This window comes from Methylomonas sp. 2BW1-5-20, from assembly GCF_052474515.1.
In genome coordinates, this window is sequence record NZ_CP184127.1 from 1356486 (window position 1) to 1373482 (window position 16997).

The window sequence follows — 16997 nt, forward strand, 5'->3', positions numbered from 1 at the left end:
GGTTATCGCCGAAAGACATGCGCGCCGCCCTGCGGATCAGTTCCGCGGCCGCAAACGGCGCAGTGCGTCTATAAGCGCGGGCGGGGTCCAACTGAGCATAAGCCGGTGCAGATAGACTTTTCGGAAAGTTGTTTCGGCGCGAGCGCGAATGGATTCATGCCAGCGCCAGCGTATTTGTAGCATGGTTACGCGCATATGTTGGCGCACTCGCGCTTCTTCCGGAAAATGACCCGCCAAGATTTCAAGGTCACCCTTGTCGCGGCGCAATCTAACGGCAGGTAGCTCGCCGCGCGCGACAAATCCACATATATTCCAGCAATGATTGACGAATTCGCCTTCGCGGACGTTGAAGCCGGATAGTACCAGGTTATACATCAGCGTTCCCAAGTTCCAACCGGTGTTGACGTGGCCTCCGACCAGGACTGGCGCGTATTCGGGGACAATGAGAAAGAGCATGCCGTGCGGTTTTAACACGCGTCTGATTTCGGCGAGCGCCAATCCGGGATTCTGCACATGTTCCAATACGTGCGAACACCATACGGCGTCGAACGAGCCATCCGCAAAACAAGACATGTCGCATATGTCGGCGTTTGGCACCAGCTTGACAGTGTCCGGCATGGGCGACGACAGATAGGCCTCTATGTCGAATCCGGTTGCCGTGACTTGTTTGCCTTGAGCGGCGAAATATCTTGAGGCTAAACCGTCTCCCATGCCGATGTCCAATAGGGTGTGAAAGCGGAACTTTGATGTTTGTTCAAGCAAGTCGGCCATTCCCCGACGGGATGGCAGCTCAGGCTCGGCGTGTCGCGGAAAGCGTTCTGATTTTGCTGTCTGTTTTGTCATTGTCCGTGGCCGCTATTTTTGCAAAATGGTTGCGGACAAGGCTTCGTCGAAAGCCATGCGAGCCGTCCAGCCGAGCTGCCGCCGAGCCTTTTCAGGGTTGCCCAGCTGGCTGGGGCGGTCGATTTTGCGCTGGCGGCTTGGGTCGCTCTCGATGCGAATCTCCCGGCCCAAGAGCGCTGCAATTCCGCGCACCAATTCTTCGACCGAGCGTTCGATGCCCGAGCAGATATTGAAGCTATCGTAAGCGATTGTTTGGCGGTTGTCGCGTAAAAGGGCAATCAGGCCCGAGGCGGTGTCGTCAGCGTGCAGGTAATCGCGTTTGGAGGTCAGATTGCCCAAACGTAGGATAGCGGCGCCGGTGTCGTTTCGCAGTTGGGCGGCGATATCCGGGATCAGATGAGCGTTAGGGTCGTCGTGGGCGATAGTATTAAAAATACGCGCCGCTCGGCCGATGCCGCCGGTACGCTGGGTCCAGAAACGTAATTGCGATTCGTTGCAGGTTTTGGCGAGGGCGTAATTGTCGCAAGGCCAAAGCGGGCTATGGTCCTCACTCAGTTCGTTGTTTTCCCATGCATAGACTGCGCCGCTGGAGGCGACGGCAACCCGTCCGATACCGTTGTTTTCCGCGGCGCACAGTACGTTTTCGGTGCCGGTGACGTTGACATCCAGGCAGTAGGCACGTTGAGCTTCGCAGGTGGGAATGTGGTGCACGGCAGCCAAATGTAAAATAGCTACGGGGCGGAAGTTGCGGATAAGCTTATCGAGCGCGCTGCTGTCGCGAATGTCGCCGCATACCGCCAATGCGGCGGTTTCCGGCATGGGCAGGCCGCCGGACAGATTATCCAATACGGCGGCTTCCACGCCTAGTTCGCGCAATTGCGTCAGCACCCGCCGGCCTATCATGCCAGCGCCGCCGGTCACTAAAACCCGGGAAAATGCGCTCATGAACAGCCGGCCTTTCGCGGTATTAGCAAAGTTGGACTCATTCGGATTTGTTCCTTTCGCTCGCTCGGTGCTCATGGCTAGGATAGGCCAAGGCATATTGGTTGGCTAGGATCAGGGCCAGATGCATCGAAAAGCCGTAGAACGGCAGGTAAAAGTCGAAAAGCCCGAAGCTGGGTAAGGCGAGTAGCCAAAGTAAAACCCAATCCCGTCCGCTACTGCCGATGCCGCCTTTATACAGCGGCATCCATAGCGAGTATATCAGCAAGGCGTAGGCCGACAAGCCGGTCAACCCGGTTTCGGACAAGATGGCCAGTAGCAGATTATGGGCGTGCAATTCGCCGCGGTCGAAGCGTCCGCCGGTGTAATCCGGGGTCAAAAACTGGAAGACTCCGGCGCCCAATCCGTACCAGGGATGAGTGCGCCAGGCCTCGAAAGCGCCGGCCCAGATGTAGGTGCGCCCCAGGGAGAACGCCGTCAGCGGACTTTCGTGAATGGCGCTGGTCAATTCGGCATGACGCCGCCAGAGTATGAAGCTCAGAAAGGCGGCAAGCAAACCGATACTGCCGGCGATTTGCCAAGCGCCGGCTGCTAGGAGTTCCCGCCGCCGCAGCCACGCCATGCCGCCGGCAAACGCCAATAGCGGAACCAAGGCATTGCGGGATTCCGTTAGCAACAAGGTCAGACAGGCACCGATGACGGTCCACGACAATGCCGGTTTGGTTAACCGGTCTTGAGCATACAGCTGCAAGGTCAATAGTGCCAGCATGATCGCTGTTGCGCCGAAAATGGCCGGATGTTCGTAAATCCCCGAGATCCTTGGCAGATATTTAAAGGTCGCTTCCGGATGAAAGGCTAGAGAAAATGCCTTTAGGGCCGGATTGTCCACACGCACGCCGATGCCCAGCAGCAAGTTGCCCCATAGGGCCAGCAACGCCGCCCGGGTAGCGGCCAAGGGGAAAGCGGGAAAAGCCAGTGCGAGATTAAGAAAAGCCCAAAGCAGCAGTAACGCGGTGCCGTATTTTATCGCGAATTTCACGGCGATAGCGGGATGTTCCGACATCAGTACCGAGGCCGCCAGTGCGGTGATGCAGGCCAGAATGGCCAGAAACGGCAGGCGGAGTACCGGCGGTATGCCTTGCCGCCGCCACAGCCAGACCGATGCGGCGCCTACAAAGCCGCGAATGGCGGTCGCGCCCAGGGATACGCCGCTGCCCAGCCAGTCGGATATGACAACTTGTTGCAGGCCGAACAGCAGGTATGCAGCCAGGCATAGCAGTACGGCAATGCCATTTGGCATGAGTGCGCCGACCGGTATGAAGTATCTGCGTAAATCCATGCGTCAATGCAGGCGGTCGGCGGTGGCTGTCAATCCGTCCAGAATGCGCCGGTAAGCGAAGCCGTCGCCGAAAGGGTTGGTCCAGGCCACCGGACGCCGGAGCAATGCCTGCGCCGCCGAGCGCAGTTCGGACGCTTCCAGGCCGGCAGGCAAGACGCCGCCGCTGTCGGTCAGAATCAGGGTGGCGTTCGGCAGCAAGGCCAGCATATCCAGATAGCCGACCGGACCGGTCAAGGTAATGTGGCGGTGACGCGCGGCCGCGTGCCGTTGGTTTTCGCCCAGGCGGGGATGTATGGGAAGCACCAACGGAAAGCCGGAAACTTCCTCAATGTCGGCGACCGCGTCCATCAAGGCTGCAAAGTGGGTAAGGTCATCGGTGTTCGACGGGCGATGATAGGTCAGTAGGCTGTATTCTCCCTTGCTTAAGCCAATTTTATAGAAGATGCCGGAATGTTGCTGCGCGTGCTCCGCATATCCTTGGCTGGCATCGGCGATGGTGTTGCCTGCGATGTGAATGCGGTCGTAGCTGCGCAAGCGGGCTTCGACACGCACGGCGGGAATGCAGAGTTTATCGGCCGTTAAGTCGCCCACCAGCGCGCTGTTAGTGTCTCCCGGCACGACAATAGCGGAGGGGCGCCGCATTAGCAATATCCATTCTATGCCGGTCAGCATGCGCCCGATTTGTTCGCCGCGCGAAAGCGAGCCGATACCCAGGTGGTGGTCAGGCTTCGGCAGTTCCAATTCGTTGAAAAACACCCGGTTCATCCGTTCGGCGTAGTGCTGATTGGCATAGATAACGGAAAACGGCAAGCTTTCGCGGACGCTGCCTGAATCAGCGACGCAAGTTTGATGAATTCGGGGCGTGTACCCAAGACGTAAGTGTTGTGCATGGTCTATCAGTGTAATGTCTTAGCGTACAAATCGCGGTACAAAGCAGCATATTTATGCACCATCTTATCCGCCGTAAAATACTGCTGATACCGGTTTTCCGCTCGGCGTCCCATTTCGGCGGCCTTGGCCGGATTCCGCAGCAGGTAGAGCATCGCGTCGCGCAACGATGTGGGATCGCTGGGAGGAACGACCAGCCCGGTTTCCTCGCCGATGTTGATATAGGTGGTTCCCGTGCCGATTTCGCAAGAAATCATGGGTTTGCCGTACATCGCACCTTCCAGTAATGAAATGCCGAAGGCTTCCGAACGCAAATGCGACGGAAATATCACGCCGTAGCAAAGTTCCAAAAGAGCCGCCTTGTCTTCTTCCGGCAGATATCCGAAAAAATGGATGTGATGCAGCTTGAGCTGAGCGGCTTTGCGTTTCAATTCGTTTTCCGTCGGTCCGGCACCGACGATGGCGATGGCGATATTGGTATCCTTGGCGGCTTCGAGCAGGATGTGCAGGCCCTTGTAATAGCGCAATACGCCAACGAACAGAAAGAAACGCTCCCCCAGTTTTTCTTGCCAATAACGCAAACGCGCCGGGTTTGGAGCCGGGTAGGTGGTTTTGTCCAGGCCTATTGGTACGACGCTGACCTTAGCGGCATATTTCTGCAGCACCGAACTGGTCGCCAGGTAATTGGGTGAGGTAGCGACTATTTGGTCGACGTCGCGCATAAATCGATTCATCAGCGGGCGATAGACGCTTAGCAGTAATCTTTGACGGATGATGTCGGAGTGGTAGGTGACCAGGCAGGGTTTCTGTATGCGGCCGGCAAAATGTAACAGGTCCATGAAGGGCCAAGGGAAGTGATAGTGGATAATATCGGCCTGCCGCGCCAGCTGGCTAAAGCGCCCGTATGCCGAGGCGGAAAATCCGGTGGATGCGAGCTGGAAATCGCAGCGGACACGGTGGATGCGATAGCCGTGAATGTCGATCGGCCGCGTATCCGTTCCCTCTGTCAAGGTCAGTACTTCGGTTTCGATTCCCAGTCTGTTGGAGCCTCTGGCAAGCTGATCGATGACTTGTTCGATCCCGCCCATGGTTTCCGGGAACGCCGTTTTAAAGAAATGAAGGATACGCATCGCCGGCCTTAATCTCAGGCACTCAAGGCGGCGGCATAAGCCAGCAAGGTCTGTTCCGTGCATTTTTCCCAGCTGAACTGCGCCGCTTGCCGCAGGCCGTTTGCCGTTGCTGCCGAGCGCCATTCCTCGTTTTCCAAACCCATCGCGATCAACGAGGCAAGTTGGTTCGTGTCATGCGGCGCAAACATGGCTGCCGCGTTACCGGCCACTTCGGGGAGCGACGCGGCATTGGCGCAAATAACGGGAACGCCCGAGGACATGGCTTCCAGCACCGGCAAACCAAAACCTTCATAAAACGACGGAAAAACGAAGAGCCGCGCGCCGGCGAATAAGGCCGGCAAGTGCGAGTCGGGAACGAAGCCCAGGTAACGCAGCCAGCCTTCCCGAGCCGCGCGCTGAATTCTGTCGAGTAGCGCACGGCTGTTCCAGCCCGAGTGTCCCGATAACACCAGCGGGAATAATCGGCGTAAGCGTAGTGGCAAACATGCGTAGGCATCCAGTAAGGCACCGAGGTTTTTCCGCGGCTCTATGGTACCCACGGATAGGCAGTAACTGCCGGGAAGCAGTTGGCTTGACCTGAGTAAAGGCGTAAGTTCCGTGTCGGGTTGCGGATGAAAAATCCCGGCGCCGGCCAACGGGGTCACGTAAATCCGCTCGGCCGGCCAGTTGAATTGGGCGATGATTTCTCGCTTGGAAAACTCCGAAACCGTGATCACGCCGGTGGCGCGCTCAAGCGCCAAGGCCATTTCCTTTCGCAGAAAATTTACCCTGTCCTCCCGGTGACAATCCGGCAGGGTGAACACCGATATGTCGTGAATAGTAACGATGCTCCGGCCGGCGAATTTCGGCAGATAGTAATTGGTTCCGTGGTAAAGGGCGTTTTTAAGGTGGCGGATGGAACCGGCTTTGCCGAAAGAATGGATTTTGCGGTAAGCATTGAGCAACGGGCTGTACTTTGAGAAGCCGTCGCGCAACCAATTGACGGCGGCAGGCCGCTGCCGCGCTTCGGGGATCCGGCGCAGCAGAGTTCCGCCGTGCGAAAACCAAATCTCGTCGATTTCCCGGTGCTGTACCAGTTGCCGAGCCAGTTGGCTGGTGTAACGCCCTATGCCTGTCAGCGGCTGCCTGATGGCATCGGTCGATAAAATAATATCCACTTAAGTTTAGTTAGGATGGATTGGAATCTTACAGCGCAGCAGGTAAATTCAAGGCGACTCGCCGGCGGATTGCGCGGAATATTAACATGACGGGCGGTAGCGACAACCAGACCGCCAGAAATGTGATGATGCCCACCGGCATGGGACGCCGGAGCAATATGGGAGCATGAAAACTGGCCGGCAGCGTTTTATATCGCCAAAGGTCGGCGTACAACACCGGGTCCTGCAGATGCAAGTCCAAGTCGTGAGAGACTTCTTGCGCTATCTGGGATTGAGAGTCGGTTGACGCAAACAGATGTGTTTTTCGTTCGTAGAGCCAGGCGGCCAAGTCGCTGCCCGTAACAGGCGGCGGGCTACCGACTTCGCTTAGGAAGCGGCCGCGCAATGCCATTTCTTCCTGTTGGCGACGTATGGCGCGCATGCTGGCCTCGGCCTCGGAGATGGTTGCCTTAAGCGCCACGATTTGCGCCAGTGGCGAAAGATATTTGCCGCCTCCGCTTTCGACGGAGACTACGGTAGTCGTATCCATGCGGCGTAATTCGGGGTAAGCCTCGAGCAATTTTTGCATGTCGGCGATACGCTGGTTGCTCTGGTCGATGGCGAACTGCTGCTGAATCAGTTCGATGGCCGTTTCATCGTGCTTGTGCGCCACGATTTGCCTTTGCTCTTGCAAATAGTTTGTCAGTCTGTGCCGGATCATGGTTTGGCGGATGTGTTCGGCCATGGCCTCGAAACGTTGCGCGGCGGCTTTTTCGTCGTTTGCCGTTATAGAGATTTCCAGGCCCAGTGTGTCCGTTTTCTTCGGATCGGCGTTGGGATTTTCCTTGATATCGTCGCGGCGGAGGGCGGTTTTGTACTGAATGCGTGATTCCCAAAATGTCGGCATCAGAAAGCTTTTCATCAAGGATTCTCGTTCCTGGTCGTTCAGGCCTTCCTGGGCGGACAGCGAGGCTTCAACCGCGGCCTTGTCTACCAGCAGTGGCGAGAAAGTGCGCCATTCGTTCAAGCTTAATTGTGGCGTATCCAGAATGGCCGTGATGGCGTAAACGGGCCGAAACGAAACCCAGGCTGCGGCCGCTAGGGCCGAGAATACTGCGACGGGTAACAGCGCGCCCAAAAAGCCGCGATAGAATGCCCAGAGTTTCAAGGCGGCTTCGTGCAGGGATATTTCATCCGAGTAATGCGTTGCGGAAGGAGCGGAAGAATTCGTATGCATGAATAATTGAATCGAACAAATAATTTGTTGCTTAAGTCAGGCCGGCGGGGCGGCAAAACTTTGTTGCCGGATCATAGCAAGGTAAAGCGTCAACCCCAAGCCGGCTTCCGTTATGATCGTCGCCCAGGCGGCTCCTATTATGCCGTGCGCGGGAATTAGGGAGAAATTGAGCAAAATATTCAGGAGCGCCGAAAAACAAGCTGCCCAAGCATAGCACCTTTCTCGATTTGTCGCGATTGCAAGCTGGGTGAGAACGGCGTTCGGTACGATGAAGGCCAAACCGAGAAACAGCCAGCCGGCCGGTTCGGCGGATGCTCCACTGTAGGAAGCGCCGAAAAACAGTTTCACTGCCGCTGGAGCCGCAAAATAACCGCCACCGGCGAGCAGAAGGCCGCAGCCCAGCGCCGCTAACAGCAGCTTGCCGCTTAGCTGCCGCAGCGCGGCCGGCTTCAACCATACCAACCGTAGCTCCCGAAAGCAGATCGAGGCAATCGGGGCGATCAATAGCACTATGCCATCAAACAGACGGTAGGCGACGGCGTAATGACCGACCGCCGGCGTATCTCCGAGGAAATGATGCAGAATCACGATGTCGATCCTATGGTAGATATTGGTGGTCAGATCGATCCATAGAAAGCCCAGGGATGCCCTGTAGACCGCGGGCTCCAAATGAAAAAGCGGACGCACCTTGCTGTCCCGGAATGGCCACAGCAGATATGCCAATAGTAATGCGCCGCCCCAGCACGCCAGCACGGCACTTGAGGTTGGAACGGTTAAGGTTGCGACGGCGGCGATCGACAAGGCGCTGAAAGTTCTGCCGTAAATTTGCCAGCGGGCTTCCCCGTAAAAATCGCCGGCACTCTTAAGGCGAGCCGATACCTGTAAGGACAAGCTGATTGTGCCGAAGCAAAAGATACCGCAGGTAAGTCTCACTGCTTCGGGAAACGGCAGCAACAGCCATGTGCCTAGCATCATTGCCAACGTAACGGCCAGTAAATGGCCCAGCGCCAGTCCGGGCAGGACCGGCGCCAATGCTGCCAGGGCTGGGGTGGCCGAAATTCTTTCCCGCAGAAGCAGGGTAGAAAATCCCGCGTTTTGCAATGTAGCCAACAGCGTGACTGTCCCCAGAATATAGAAATAGGTGCCGAAGGCCTCCGGCCCCATGCGGCGCGCCAATAAAACCGATATGCCCAGCGATACCAAGGCCGCATAAAGCGTGGCAAGCCATTGTGCCGAGGCCGGTCGGAGATGCGCCCGAAGCATCATGCGTTTAGTTGGGCCCCGAAACCGGGCGCCAGGGGCCAACCTCGCCCGCCGTCACATGCACCATGCCGTCGATCAATCCGGCCAGTTCTTGGTGGCGGTGGCTGACTATCAATATTGTCATATTGCCGTGTAGGCTGCGGATCGTATCCAGCACTTGGCGATGGTTATCGCCGTCCAGCGCGCTGGTGGCTTCGTCCAGAATCAGCAACTGCGGCTTGCGAAGCAGCGCGCGGGCTAGGGCCAAACGTTGTTTTTCGCCGCCGGAAAGCTTAACGCCGCGTTCGCCTATCGGCGTATCCAGGCCGAGCGCCAACTTTGCAACCAGCCCGGACAAGGCGGAGCGCTCAAGGGCAAGTTCAATTTCCTTATCGGTCGGGGTGGCGCTTCCCCAGAGTAGATTGTCGCGGAGGCTGCCGTCCTGGAGCAGGGTTTCCTGCGGAATATAGGCGATACTCTTGCGCCAACCGCTAAGCCGATTTAACGCGACGCCGTCAATCCAAATGCCGCCGCTGTCGGGGGCGATCAATCCGCTCAGCAAATCCAGCAGGGTGGTTTTGCCGGAACCGGAAACGCCGCTGATAGCCGTGGTTTTGTTGGCGGGGATGGCTAAATACTCCACCGACAACGCAAGGTGAGATTGGGGATGGCTGAAAGCCACGCGCTCGAGGACAATTTGCCGCCGCAAGGGCGCCGGCTGATTGTCGGGCGGCGGAAAATCTCGGTTTGCCTTGCTTTCCGCCAACAGGTTTTGCCAGGCCGAGAATGCCGGCAGCATGTGTAGCAATTGTTGTCGGCCGCCGGCGATTTCGGAAAGGTGAGGCAACATTTTGGCAAATATGGCAATCATTACCAACAAGCGGGCAGGGGGCAGTTGCAGCCGGGTGAGTGCCGCGTAACTAAACAAGGCAAGCGCGCAAGCGCCGCCGATACGGTATGCCATCTGCCCGCGAGTCCAGCTTTTTTGGAAATGGATAAATCGCCGGCTAACATCGCTGACCGCGTCGTTGAACTGGCGAATGTGGCCCGCTTCCTCGCCGTGCATTTTGATAAGTTTTAAGGCGGAGAGGAATTCTTGAGTTCGGGTAAACAGGTTGTGGTTTGCCTGTCCTAAAAGTACTCCGCTTTCGCGGCTCGCCCTGTCCGTACTCCTCAGCACCAGCCACAACAGCAAACCTGTGCCCAATGCAAGTAGGGCAAGAGGCGGCGACATTCGGAAAGCGACGAACAGGTAGGCGAGCGCGAGCAAGGAGGTGATAAATAAACGCAGCAGGAAAAAGGTACCCACGCCAATACGCTGCATCTCCGAGCTTAGAACGTTGAGAATCTCGCCGCTGTGCCGGCCGATCAGAAAAGTCCAGCGAGACTGCGCTATCGCGGCATAAAGTCTTTGTCTTAAATGGTCGGTGAAGCGCAATTGTAGCGAGCGGGTTTCCCGGTCCCGGAGCAGAACGAGCCACGCCTGCAAGGAAATGAGCGCGACAAAAATCATCAGCACGCTCTCGAAATTCCAGTTCAGCCGCAGGTTGGCGAGAAGACTGCTAAGCACTGTGAAGTTGTTGCTGCCTTCCGTGTCAAACACGCCTGCCAAGGTTAACAGCGGTAACAGCAGTAGCAATCCGACACCTTCCGTCGCCGCTGTGACCATGCTGAGTAGTGCGGCTCGCCGGATTGCCGGCGGGTCAAAAAGTAAAAACTCCAGTAGATAAGCCCGAAAAAGCCCTTGGTCTCCAGTGCTGCTGTCAGATTGATCCGAATTCATGGGCAGGATAATATCACGAAGGAATCCGTCGGTTCGTTAGCGCCAGGGCCGGATCCGCAACTAAACAGGGATACGCAGATTTCAGTCGTCTGCGCATGGCGATCATGCAAACAATAACGGGTTCGCAATGTTCGGAGTTCTATCTTGCGAATCGGCATCGCCGACATTTTCCCAGTTCTGATTTGTATCCGCACTTTAGCCAGTGTGCGAGGCTGTAAACGGGGGATGAAAGATCGGACGATGTAATCCGTGTAAGGCGCGGGTTTGAAGTAGGGTTGGCAGATGCCAGGGTGGCGCGCTTCGGCTGTTTATTGTAAGCCCAGGGAGGCGATGTTAATATTCGCCGGCCAGTGCATGCTGGGCCTGTCAATTACCGGGATAAATCCATGGACACCTCTAACAATAGCCTAGAGCACGTTACCGAAACCGTCACCACCAAGAAAGCCTGGACCACGCCGGAAATCCGCGACCAGAGCATCAGGAGTTTGACGGAAGGAAAGAGTTTAAATCCTACCGAAGCTTCTCCATTCACAGGCCCAGGGTCCTGAGTGATGTGAACTGCCGCCAAAGCTTCCTCCCGATGATACAGGAATTACCGGGTTATCTAGTCTGCGGCTTATCCGTGGCGACCGCTCTGCCGTTGCCCGGAATGTTACGCGCTTTTTCCGCTACATCCTCGCCAGACGTCAGCATATGCCGCGCCACTGTGCCGGAGTCTCTTGACGGAGCCGATTATGTCGGCCCGACCTGGACGGTAGCCGGACAGCGTTTTTTACTAAACATCCGCCAGGGTAACCAAGATGTTACGCACTTTAGCCCGCTTTCGAGGCGGTAGGCCGGGCATGAAAGGCCGGGCGATGTAATTAGCGTAAGGCGCGGGTTTGACGTTAAGTTAGCAGCTGCTAGGGCGGGGCGTTTTGACTGTTTATTGTAAGCCCAGGGGGGCGATGTTAAAATTCGCCGACCAGTGCATGCTGGGCCTGTCAATTACCGGGAAAAATCCATGGATACCTCCAGCAACAGCCTACAGCATGCTACCGAAACCGTCGCCACCAAGAAAGCCTGGACTACGCCGGAAATCCGCGATCAGAGCATCAGGAGTCAGACCGAAGGAGGAAAGGCCGGGAATCCTAGCGAAACTAATCCAACCACAGGGCCATCCTGAGTGACGTCAAATGCCGCCAAGGCCTCCTCCCGATGACACAGGAATTACCGAGTTATCTAGTCTGCGGCTTATCCGTGGCGACTGCTCTGCCGTTGCCCGGAATGTTGCGCTTTATTCCCGCTACTTCCTCACCCGACATTAAGATATGCCGCGCTACTGTGCCGGAGTCTCTTGACGGAGCCGATTATGTCGGCCCGACCTGGACGGTAGCCGGACAGCGTTTTTTACTGAATCTCCCAGGGATAGCCAGGATGTTAGTCGCCGATGGACGCGAAATAGCGGTGCAGCCGGCGCCGGGCGTTACGGAGTCAGATGTTGTACCCTTCATCCTGTCAACCGGCTTTGCCGCCATCCTGCACCAGCGCGGCGTTCTGGCATTACACGCCGCCACGGTTGCATGGGAAGGACGCGCCATCGGCTTGTGCGGCCCGACCGGGACCGGTAAATCCACCTTGGCGGCAGCACTGTGCCGGAGCGGCGGCTCCTTCGTCGGCGACGACATCGCGGCGGTCAGGTTTGACGAAGCAGGTGTGCCGATGGTTGTGCCCGATGGCCGCCAGCACCGGCTGTGGGCCGACGCCGTCGATCACCTCGGCCTAGGACCACTGCAAGGTGCTCCGGTCCGGGAGCGATTGCAAAAATTCCACGTCACGCCATCCGGGTATGAAGCGGGTGGCGAGCCTCAGCCGATGCCTTTGGCGGTAGTGTTGTTGCTGCGCACGCGAGAGCCGATAGAGCCGCCGGCTCCGCCGAAAATAACCCGGTTGGATTTGACGGATGCCGCGCCGCTGTTGCGAGGAGAGGTTTTCAGAGGAGTTCTAGCCCAGCGGATGGCGCGTGATGCCGAACTGTTCGGTCAGATTGCCGCCTTGTTGGGAGGAACGCGGGTGTTTCTGCTGGAGCGGACGCTAGGGCTCGAACAGCTTCCCGCTACCGTGGCCGCGGTGACCAAACTGATGGAGACGCCGGCCTGATGGCGGGAGTGGTCTGGTTGGCCTCTTATCCCAAGTCGGGCAATACCTGGGTACGCCTGTTGCTGGCCAATCTGCTATCCGGCAAAAACCAAGCAGTGGATATTAACCGGATTGCGGTGAATGCTCGCAATATCGTTAACCGCCTTCATGTCGAAGAACTGACGCTAATCGATACGAATCTTTTAAGCAAAGAGGAAACGTATCCACTGCGCCCTTTGCTGGCTGACTTTATTGCCGAGCAAGCGGCGGCGGAAAACAATGACGTATTCGTCAAACTGCATGACGCTTACCGTCGATTGCATGACGGCACCCCCTTAACGGGTAAGGCTGCGGCCCGCGCGCTGTATTTTGTGCGCGATCCACGCGACGTCGCGGTATCCTTGTCTTTTCACTGCGGTTTTTCAATCGATACTGCAATAGAAAGGTTGCTTTCCGCCGACACGCGAATGGGCGGCAAGTTGGGCACGGAACGCGCGCAATTGCCGCAACCGCTGCTTGATTGGAGCAGTCATGTGCGGAGCTGGACCCGCCAGTACGACGTGCCGGTTCACGTCTGCCGCTACGAGGATTTGCGGGCCGACACCGCGACGGTTTTCAGCCGTATTCTGGACTTTTTGCAGATAGAGGCATCGCAAGAGGCCGTGGAAAAAGCGGTGGGCTTTGCCGATTTCACCGAATTGCAGCAACAGGAGGCGGAAAAGGGTTTCTGCGAACGGCAAGCTATATCGACGGCGCCGTTTTTCCGCTCCGGCCGCGTCGGCGAATGGGCCGATGCGCTGACAGCCGAACAAGCAGCCGCTATCGCCGCCGCTCACGGCGAGGTGATGGCGGAATTTGGCTATTTGTGAATTCTCTCTTCCTCCCCTATGTAAAAAATGACCATGGTGGGACTGTATAAAACAAAACAATAGAAGGACGAACCATGACAGAAGCCTATCCCCTACCGAATACTACTTTGCGCCGTAGCGACGAGGCGTTATCCGCAAAAGTGGGTGACGAGCTACTGATGATGAGCGTGCAAAAAGGTACATACTTCAACCTGAACGATGTCGGTACGCGCATTTGGGAACTGCTGGCCGAGCCGATTACTCTCGATAGCCTGGTGGCGGCGTTGACTGCCGAGTACGAAGTGGATGCCGATACCGCTCGGCGGGAAGTGGAAAGCTTCTTGGTTGCCTTGCGCGAACGCGACCTGCTCGACAACTAGCATTATCCGTGTTGTTCCAGGAAAGCGATGAATTGCAAGGTGCGTAGTAGGGTATGGGCCTGACTGAAATCAGCGTATTTACCAATACCGACATCCAGTAGCCTTGCCAAATCGGCCGCCGGCGGCAGCGAGCGTAATCTCGCTTCAACCTCATCAAGATCGAAAAATTCGCCGATCTGGCGAGAACTGCGCCACGCCGCCAAACGCTGCAACAATAACGGTCGTTGGCTTGCCACATAAAGCGGCATTACCCCAATCAGATCGAGCTTGGACTGTTTCCAGCGCAATTCATCGGGTAACACGCCGGACATGGCATCGCGGAACAACCGCCGCGACCAGCCATCGCGCAGGAAAAGTTCGCTGGGTAGCGACAACGCAAACTCCACCACCCGGCGATCCAGCAAGGGAAAGGCGGTACTCATCCCGTAACGTGCGCTAAGTAGTGACCATTGCTCTATTCTTCGAAGCAAGCCGGGGCGGGTCAATAGATTGAAGCGGATACGGCGGGCATCGGGCGGTAGGGCGGGAACGGACAGGTTGTGTCCGAACACTATATGCGGTTGCAGCATGCCGACCGCCAACTTTGAAAACGATGGCAACGCTTCCCGTCCCGCTAACCGTCCGACCCGCGCATGGAGCCGTCCCGACCATAGATAGGGTACTATCTCGCTCCATGCCGTCCGCGCCACCGACTTTTGCCGCTGAGCTGCCATTGCTCGCAACTCCCTTGTCAAATAGCCCCAGTGCCCCGCCAGCAGCGCCTCGGCCAATACGCCATGGTGATTGTAGCTGGCTCCTTCGTCGCCGCCCCAGCCCGAAATCAAGGTTTGCGCGCCGAGCGTAGCGGCATCGGCCATAATCCGCACTTCGGGAAAGCCTGGGTCGGCGGGGAAAAGTTGGTCTTCATCCATCCGCGGCAGAACGCAGGCCAGGGGATCCTCGGCTTGTATCGGAAACCACATCATATCCGGCTCTTGCTGCAGTACCGGGGCGATGAATTGGCCCGCGCCGCCAAATACGTGTTCGTTAAAAGGCGTTGGGAGCAAGGAATAGGCCAGCAGATCACGTCCAAGCGGGCGCAGCGCCCGCGCCGCCAGAATGGCTAAGGCACAGGAATCCATGCCTCCGCTGAGATGGGAGGCTACGGGTCCTGTCGCAGGCAGGCGCCGCCTTACGGCTGCCGACATCAGCGCGGACAGCTCTGTTGCCGCATCCTCCGCGCTTATCCTAGCCCGCCCCGCAGGCGCCGGATTGAGTCGCCAATGTTGCCCCTGTTCGCTTTTCCCGTCTTGGGCGACCCGTAACCAATCGCCAGGTATCAGTCGTTCCACGCCGGAGAACAGCGAGTGTTGCGGCTGGTTCGATCGCAACAATAATTCGTTGACGAAGAACGACTGTTCCAATTTCTTGGAAATCAGACCGGACGCATGCAGGCCACGCGGCAGGGAGGCAAAGACGAATGCGCTGCCGGACTGGTGGGCCAAGAACAGTGGCCGCACGCCCATGCCGTCACGGGCTAGCAGCAAGGTGCGATGCGTTGGGTCCCAGGCGGCAAAGGCGAAATCGCCGTCCAGCCGCTCAAGGCTGTCGCTTTTCCCCCGTTCCAGCAAGGCAAGCAGGCCGAAATCGTCAGCGCAATGGTCCGGGGCATCCAGCCGAATATCGGCAGCCAGTATCAAGCCGCTTGGACCTTGCGGCAGGCCGGTTGCAGGTTTGCACTGGTCGGGGTTTGCCGTGAAATCCAATCTAGCCAGCGCGATGGGGCCGTCCACGCATTTGGCGATGCGCGGACGCAAACCGGGTTGGATCATTGCCGTCGCCATGGCGTCCAGGCGCCGTTCTTCAGCGGGACTTTCGTCCAATTTCAGGAAACCGCAGATCAATCGCATGCGGCATCTCCATGCTCCGAGAAATCCAGATATTCCGCCACAATATCGGGAAAACATGTCCACCCCAGCGGCGCGCCGATGCCGCGTTGATGATTGAAGGCTCCCCATCCGGAATTGGTTTCAATCAGCAGCGGTCCCTCGGGTGTAATCGCCACATCCCAACCCAGGAACACGAAGCGGGAAAACTCCGGCACCTTCTTGTGCGCGTTAACAACCAGCTCTAATGCGGCCGGCCAGAATGGAACAGGCTGTGCGGTGATCTCGGCCCCGGTATCGGGATGATTTTTGATAATTTGAAAGCCGCTCAGCGTCGGCGATATTAAGCAATGGTTGTTCCGGTCAATTGCGCCGACGATATAACGGCGTCCCGACGGTCCGCCACATGGTAGATGGCCCAGGGTGGCGACTACTTCCACCCAGCCGTCGCGGTGGATACCGGTCACCACGCGAAAATCCACCAATGTTCCGTCCGACAGCGCAGCTAGCGCGGGGTGGTTGTCCAGGCAAGGTTGAACCAGGCAATCCCGCGGCAGCCATTGCCTCGCTAAGGCCTCGGGCGAAAAAGTCATTTGTTTGTCGCCGTTATGGTAATGCCCGGCATCCAAGCGCCAACGCGCGGCACCGGCGCCTCGGCTTCCGCTCAAGTCCTTCACCCACAGCAGCGGTAGTGCTGGAATGAATGGGGTTGCCGGCCAAAGCTGAGAGCCATCCCTGAATACCGCCAGCGTGGCAATGCAGGGTAGCTCATGACGGCGGCATAAGTCGGCGAAGCGGGATTTGTCCTGGACGGTATTATTGTCGGCACCATTGCGACGGTTGAGCCACGACAGTAATGGATAACTTTCAGGCGCGTAAAGGCAGGCGGTAATCCAGGCTCGTCGGTCTGGCTGGTGCAGGCGATAGGTGTAGTATTCTCGCGGCGGCACGTTACGGGAAAAAGCTAAGGCTAACATATCGCCACCTCGGTCCGCCCAAGCCAATGCACGCCTTGGTATTTCGTCCGGCGGCAGCACCGACAGATAGTACAGCGTCTCCGTTACTGCCCCGACCGGCCAGGCTAATGTCATCAATACGCGCAAGCTCCAGCGTTGCCAGGCGGGTTTTTCCGCGAACATGGCGCGCCGCGCCGCGCGCCGTACCCGGTCCATTGTCTCGCCGGTGGGTGGTCCGGGGATAAATGCAAAGCCCATGGTACTTAGACGGTATATTTTGCCGGCCCATG

The 16997-nt window shown here is 57.5% G+C and carries 16 protein-coding genes; 5 read left to right on the forward strand and 11 right to left on the reverse strand.

Annotated features, from left to right (window positions below; genetic code table 11):
- Window positions 1–36: 36 nt before the first annotated feature.
- The 9 genes from ACH50O_RS06175 to ACH50O_RS06215 form a co-directional block, all read right to left on the reverse strand.
- On the reverse strand, window positions 37–843 hold the full coding sequence (locus ACH50O_RS06175; protein ID WP_446811149.1) for a class I SAM-dependent methyltransferase: 807 nt from the start codon (window positions 841–843) through the stop codon (window positions 37–39).
- A 12-nt stretch (window positions 844–855) separates the two neighbouring features.
- The gene (locus ACH50O_RS06180) at window positions 856–1788 is read right to left on the reverse strand and encodes an NAD-dependent epimerase/dehydratase family protein (protein WP_446811150.1); all 933 of its coding nucleotides are present in this window, start codon (window positions 1786–1788) and stop codon (window positions 856–858) included.
- Window positions 1789–1825: 37 nt separating this feature from the next.
- A complete protein-coding gene (locus tag ACH50O_RS06185) occupies window positions 1826–3124 on the reverse strand; it encodes an O-antigen ligase family protein (protein WP_446811151.1) in 1299 nt (432 codons plus the stop codon).
- Window positions 3125–3127: 3 nt separating this feature from the next.
- On the reverse strand, window positions 3128–3934 hold the full coding sequence (locus ACH50O_RS06190; RefSeq protein ID WP_446811152.1) for a UDP-N-acetyl glucosamine 2-epimerase: 807 nt from the start codon (window positions 3932–3934) through the stop codon (window positions 3128–3130).
- An 86-nt stretch (window positions 3935–4020) separates the two neighbouring features.
- Window positions 4021–5142, reverse strand: coding sequence for a glycosyltransferase family 4 protein (locus ACH50O_RS06195; RefSeq protein ID WP_446811153.1), 1122 nt, complete (start codon window positions 5140–5142; stop codon window positions 4021–4023).
- A 14-nt stretch (window positions 5143–5156) separates the two neighbouring features.
- Window positions 5157–6299 (reverse strand): glycosyltransferase family 4 protein, encoded by a 1143-nt coding sequence (locus ACH50O_RS06200; protein ID WP_446811154.1) that lies wholly within the window; start codon window positions 6297–6299, stop codon window positions 5157–5159.
- Between the two features lie 28 nt (window positions 6300–6327).
- Complete coding sequence (locus ACH50O_RS06205) at window positions 6328–7515, reverse strand: hypothetical protein (protein WP_446811155.1); 1188 nt, start codon at window positions 7513–7515, stop codon at window positions 6328–6330.
- A gap of 36 nt (window positions 7516–7551) precedes the next feature.
- Window positions 7552–8781 (reverse strand): oligosaccharide flippase family protein, encoded by a 1230-nt coding sequence (locus tag ACH50O_RS06210; RefSeq protein WP_446811156.1) that lies wholly within the window; start codon window positions 8779–8781, stop codon window positions 7552–7554.
- 4 nt (window positions 8782–8785) lie between these two features.
- Window positions 8786–10540, reverse strand: a complete 1755-nt coding sequence (locus ACH50O_RS06215; protein ID WP_446811157.1) for an ATP-binding cassette domain-containing protein — start codon at window positions 10538–10540, stop codon at window positions 8786–8788.
- A gap of 386 nt (window positions 10541–10926) precedes the next feature.
- On the opposite strand from ACH50O_RS06215, the gene ACH50O_RS06220 reads away from it, so the two are divergent.
- From ACH50O_RS06220 to ACH50O_RS06240, 5 genes are all read left to right on the forward strand, one after another.
- Window positions 10927–11088 (forward strand): hypothetical protein, encoded by a 162-nt coding sequence (locus ACH50O_RS06220; protein WP_446811158.1) that lies wholly within the window; start codon window positions 10927–10929, stop codon window positions 11086–11088.
- A gap of 455 nt (window positions 11089–11543) precedes the next feature.
- Window positions 11544–11705: a hypothetical protein gene (locus tag ACH50O_RS06225; RefSeq protein ID WP_446811159.1), complete on the forward strand. Its 162-nt coding sequence runs from the start codon at window positions 11544–11546 to the stop codon at window positions 11703–11705.
- A 32-nt stretch (window positions 11706–11737) separates the two neighbouring features.
- Window positions 11738–12679: a hypothetical protein gene (locus tag ACH50O_RS06230; RefSeq protein WP_446811160.1), complete on the forward strand. Its 942-nt coding sequence runs from the start codon at window positions 11738–11740 to the stop codon at window positions 12677–12679.
- The gene (locus ACH50O_RS06235; RefSeq protein WP_446811161.1) at window positions 12679–13527 is read left to right on the forward strand and encodes a sulfotransferase domain-containing protein; all 849 of its coding nucleotides are present in this window, start codon (window positions 12679–12681) and stop codon (window positions 13525–13527) included. The genes ACH50O_RS06230 and ACH50O_RS06235 overlap by 1 nt, the downstream gene beginning before the upstream one ends.
- A 74-nt stretch (window positions 13528–13601) precedes the next feature.
- Window positions 13602–13886, forward strand: coding sequence for a PqqD family peptide modification chaperone (locus ACH50O_RS06240; protein WP_446811162.1), 285 nt, complete (start codon window positions 13602–13604; stop codon window positions 13884–13886).
- 2 nt (window positions 13887–13888) lie between these two features.
- Here the strand turns inward: ACH50O_RS06240 and ACH50O_RS06245 are convergent, their stop codons facing one another.
- Together ACH50O_RS06245 and ACH50O_RS06250 are read right to left on the reverse strand one after the other, a co-directional pair.
- Window positions 13889–15775 (reverse strand): asparagine synthase-related protein, encoded by a 1887-nt coding sequence (locus ACH50O_RS06245; RefSeq protein ID WP_446811163.1) that lies wholly within the window; start codon window positions 15773–15775, stop codon window positions 13889–13891.
- Complete coding sequence (locus tag ACH50O_RS06250) at window positions 15766–16923, reverse strand: sugar-transfer associated ATP-grasp domain-containing protein (RefSeq protein ID WP_446811164.1); 1158 nt, start codon at window positions 16921–16923, stop codon at window positions 15766–15768. The genes ACH50O_RS06245 and ACH50O_RS06250 overlap by 10 nt, the downstream gene beginning before the upstream one ends.
- Window positions 16924–16997 lie beyond the last annotated feature (74 nt).

What these genes read in the sequence shown, in the direction of transcription:
- ACH50O_RS06210 (WP_446811156.1), bottom strand. Translation starts at nt 8,781, where the DNA reads ATGATGCTTCGGGCGCATCTCCGACCGGCCTCGGCACAATGGCTTGCC.
- ACH50O_RS06230 (WP_446811160.1), top strand. Translation starts at nt 11,738, where the DNA reads ATGACACAGGAATTACCGAGTTATCTAGTCTGCGGCTTATCCGTGGCG.
- ACH50O_RS06235 (WP_446811161.1), top strand. Translation starts at nt 12,679, where the DNA reads ATGGCGGGAGTGGTCTGGTTGGCCTCTTATCCCAAGTCGGGCAATACC.
- ACH50O_RS06185 (WP_446811151.1), bottom strand. Translation starts at nt 3,124, where the DNA reads ATGGATTTACGCAGATACTTCATACCGGTCGGCGCACTCATGCCAAAT.
- ACH50O_RS06250 (WP_446811164.1), bottom strand. Translation starts at nt 16,923, where the DNA reads ATGGACCGGGTACGGCGCGCGGCGCGGCGCGCCATGTTCGCGGAAAAA.
- ACH50O_RS06205 (WP_446811155.1), bottom strand. Translation starts at nt 7,515, where the DNA reads ATGCATACGAATTCTTCCGCTCCTTCCGCAACGCATTACTCGGATGAA.
- ACH50O_RS06195 (WP_446811153.1), bottom strand. Translation starts at nt 5,142, where the DNA reads ATGCGTATCCTTCATTTCTTTAAAACGGCGTTCCCGGAAACCATGGGC.
- ACH50O_RS06245 (WP_446811163.1), bottom strand. Translation starts at nt 15,775, where the DNA reads ATGCGATTGATCTGCGGTTTCCTGAAATTGGACGAAAGTCCCGCTGAA.
- ACH50O_RS06220 (WP_446811158.1), top strand. Translation starts at nt 10,927, where the DNA reads ATGGACACCTCTAACAATAGCCTAGAGCACGTTACCGAAACCGTCACC.
- ACH50O_RS06175 (WP_446811149.1), bottom strand. Translation starts at nt 843, where the DNA reads ATGACAAAACAGACAGCAAAATCAGAACGCTTTCCGCGACACGCCGAG.
- ACH50O_RS06240 (WP_446811162.1), top strand. Translation starts at nt 13,602, where the DNA reads ATGACAGAAGCCTATCCCCTACCGAATACTACTTTGCGCCGTAGCGAC.
- ACH50O_RS06225 (WP_446811159.1), top strand. Translation starts at nt 11,544, where the DNA reads ATGGATACCTCCAGCAACAGCCTACAGCATGCTACCGAAACCGTCGCC.
- ACH50O_RS06215 (WP_446811157.1), bottom strand. Translation starts at nt 10,540, where the DNA reads ATGAATTCGGATCAATCTGACAGCAGCACTGGAGACCAAGGGCTTTTT.
- ACH50O_RS06180 (WP_446811150.1), bottom strand. Translation starts at nt 1,788, where the DNA reads ATGAGCGCATTTTCCCGGGTTTTAGTGACCGGCGGCGCTGGCATGATA.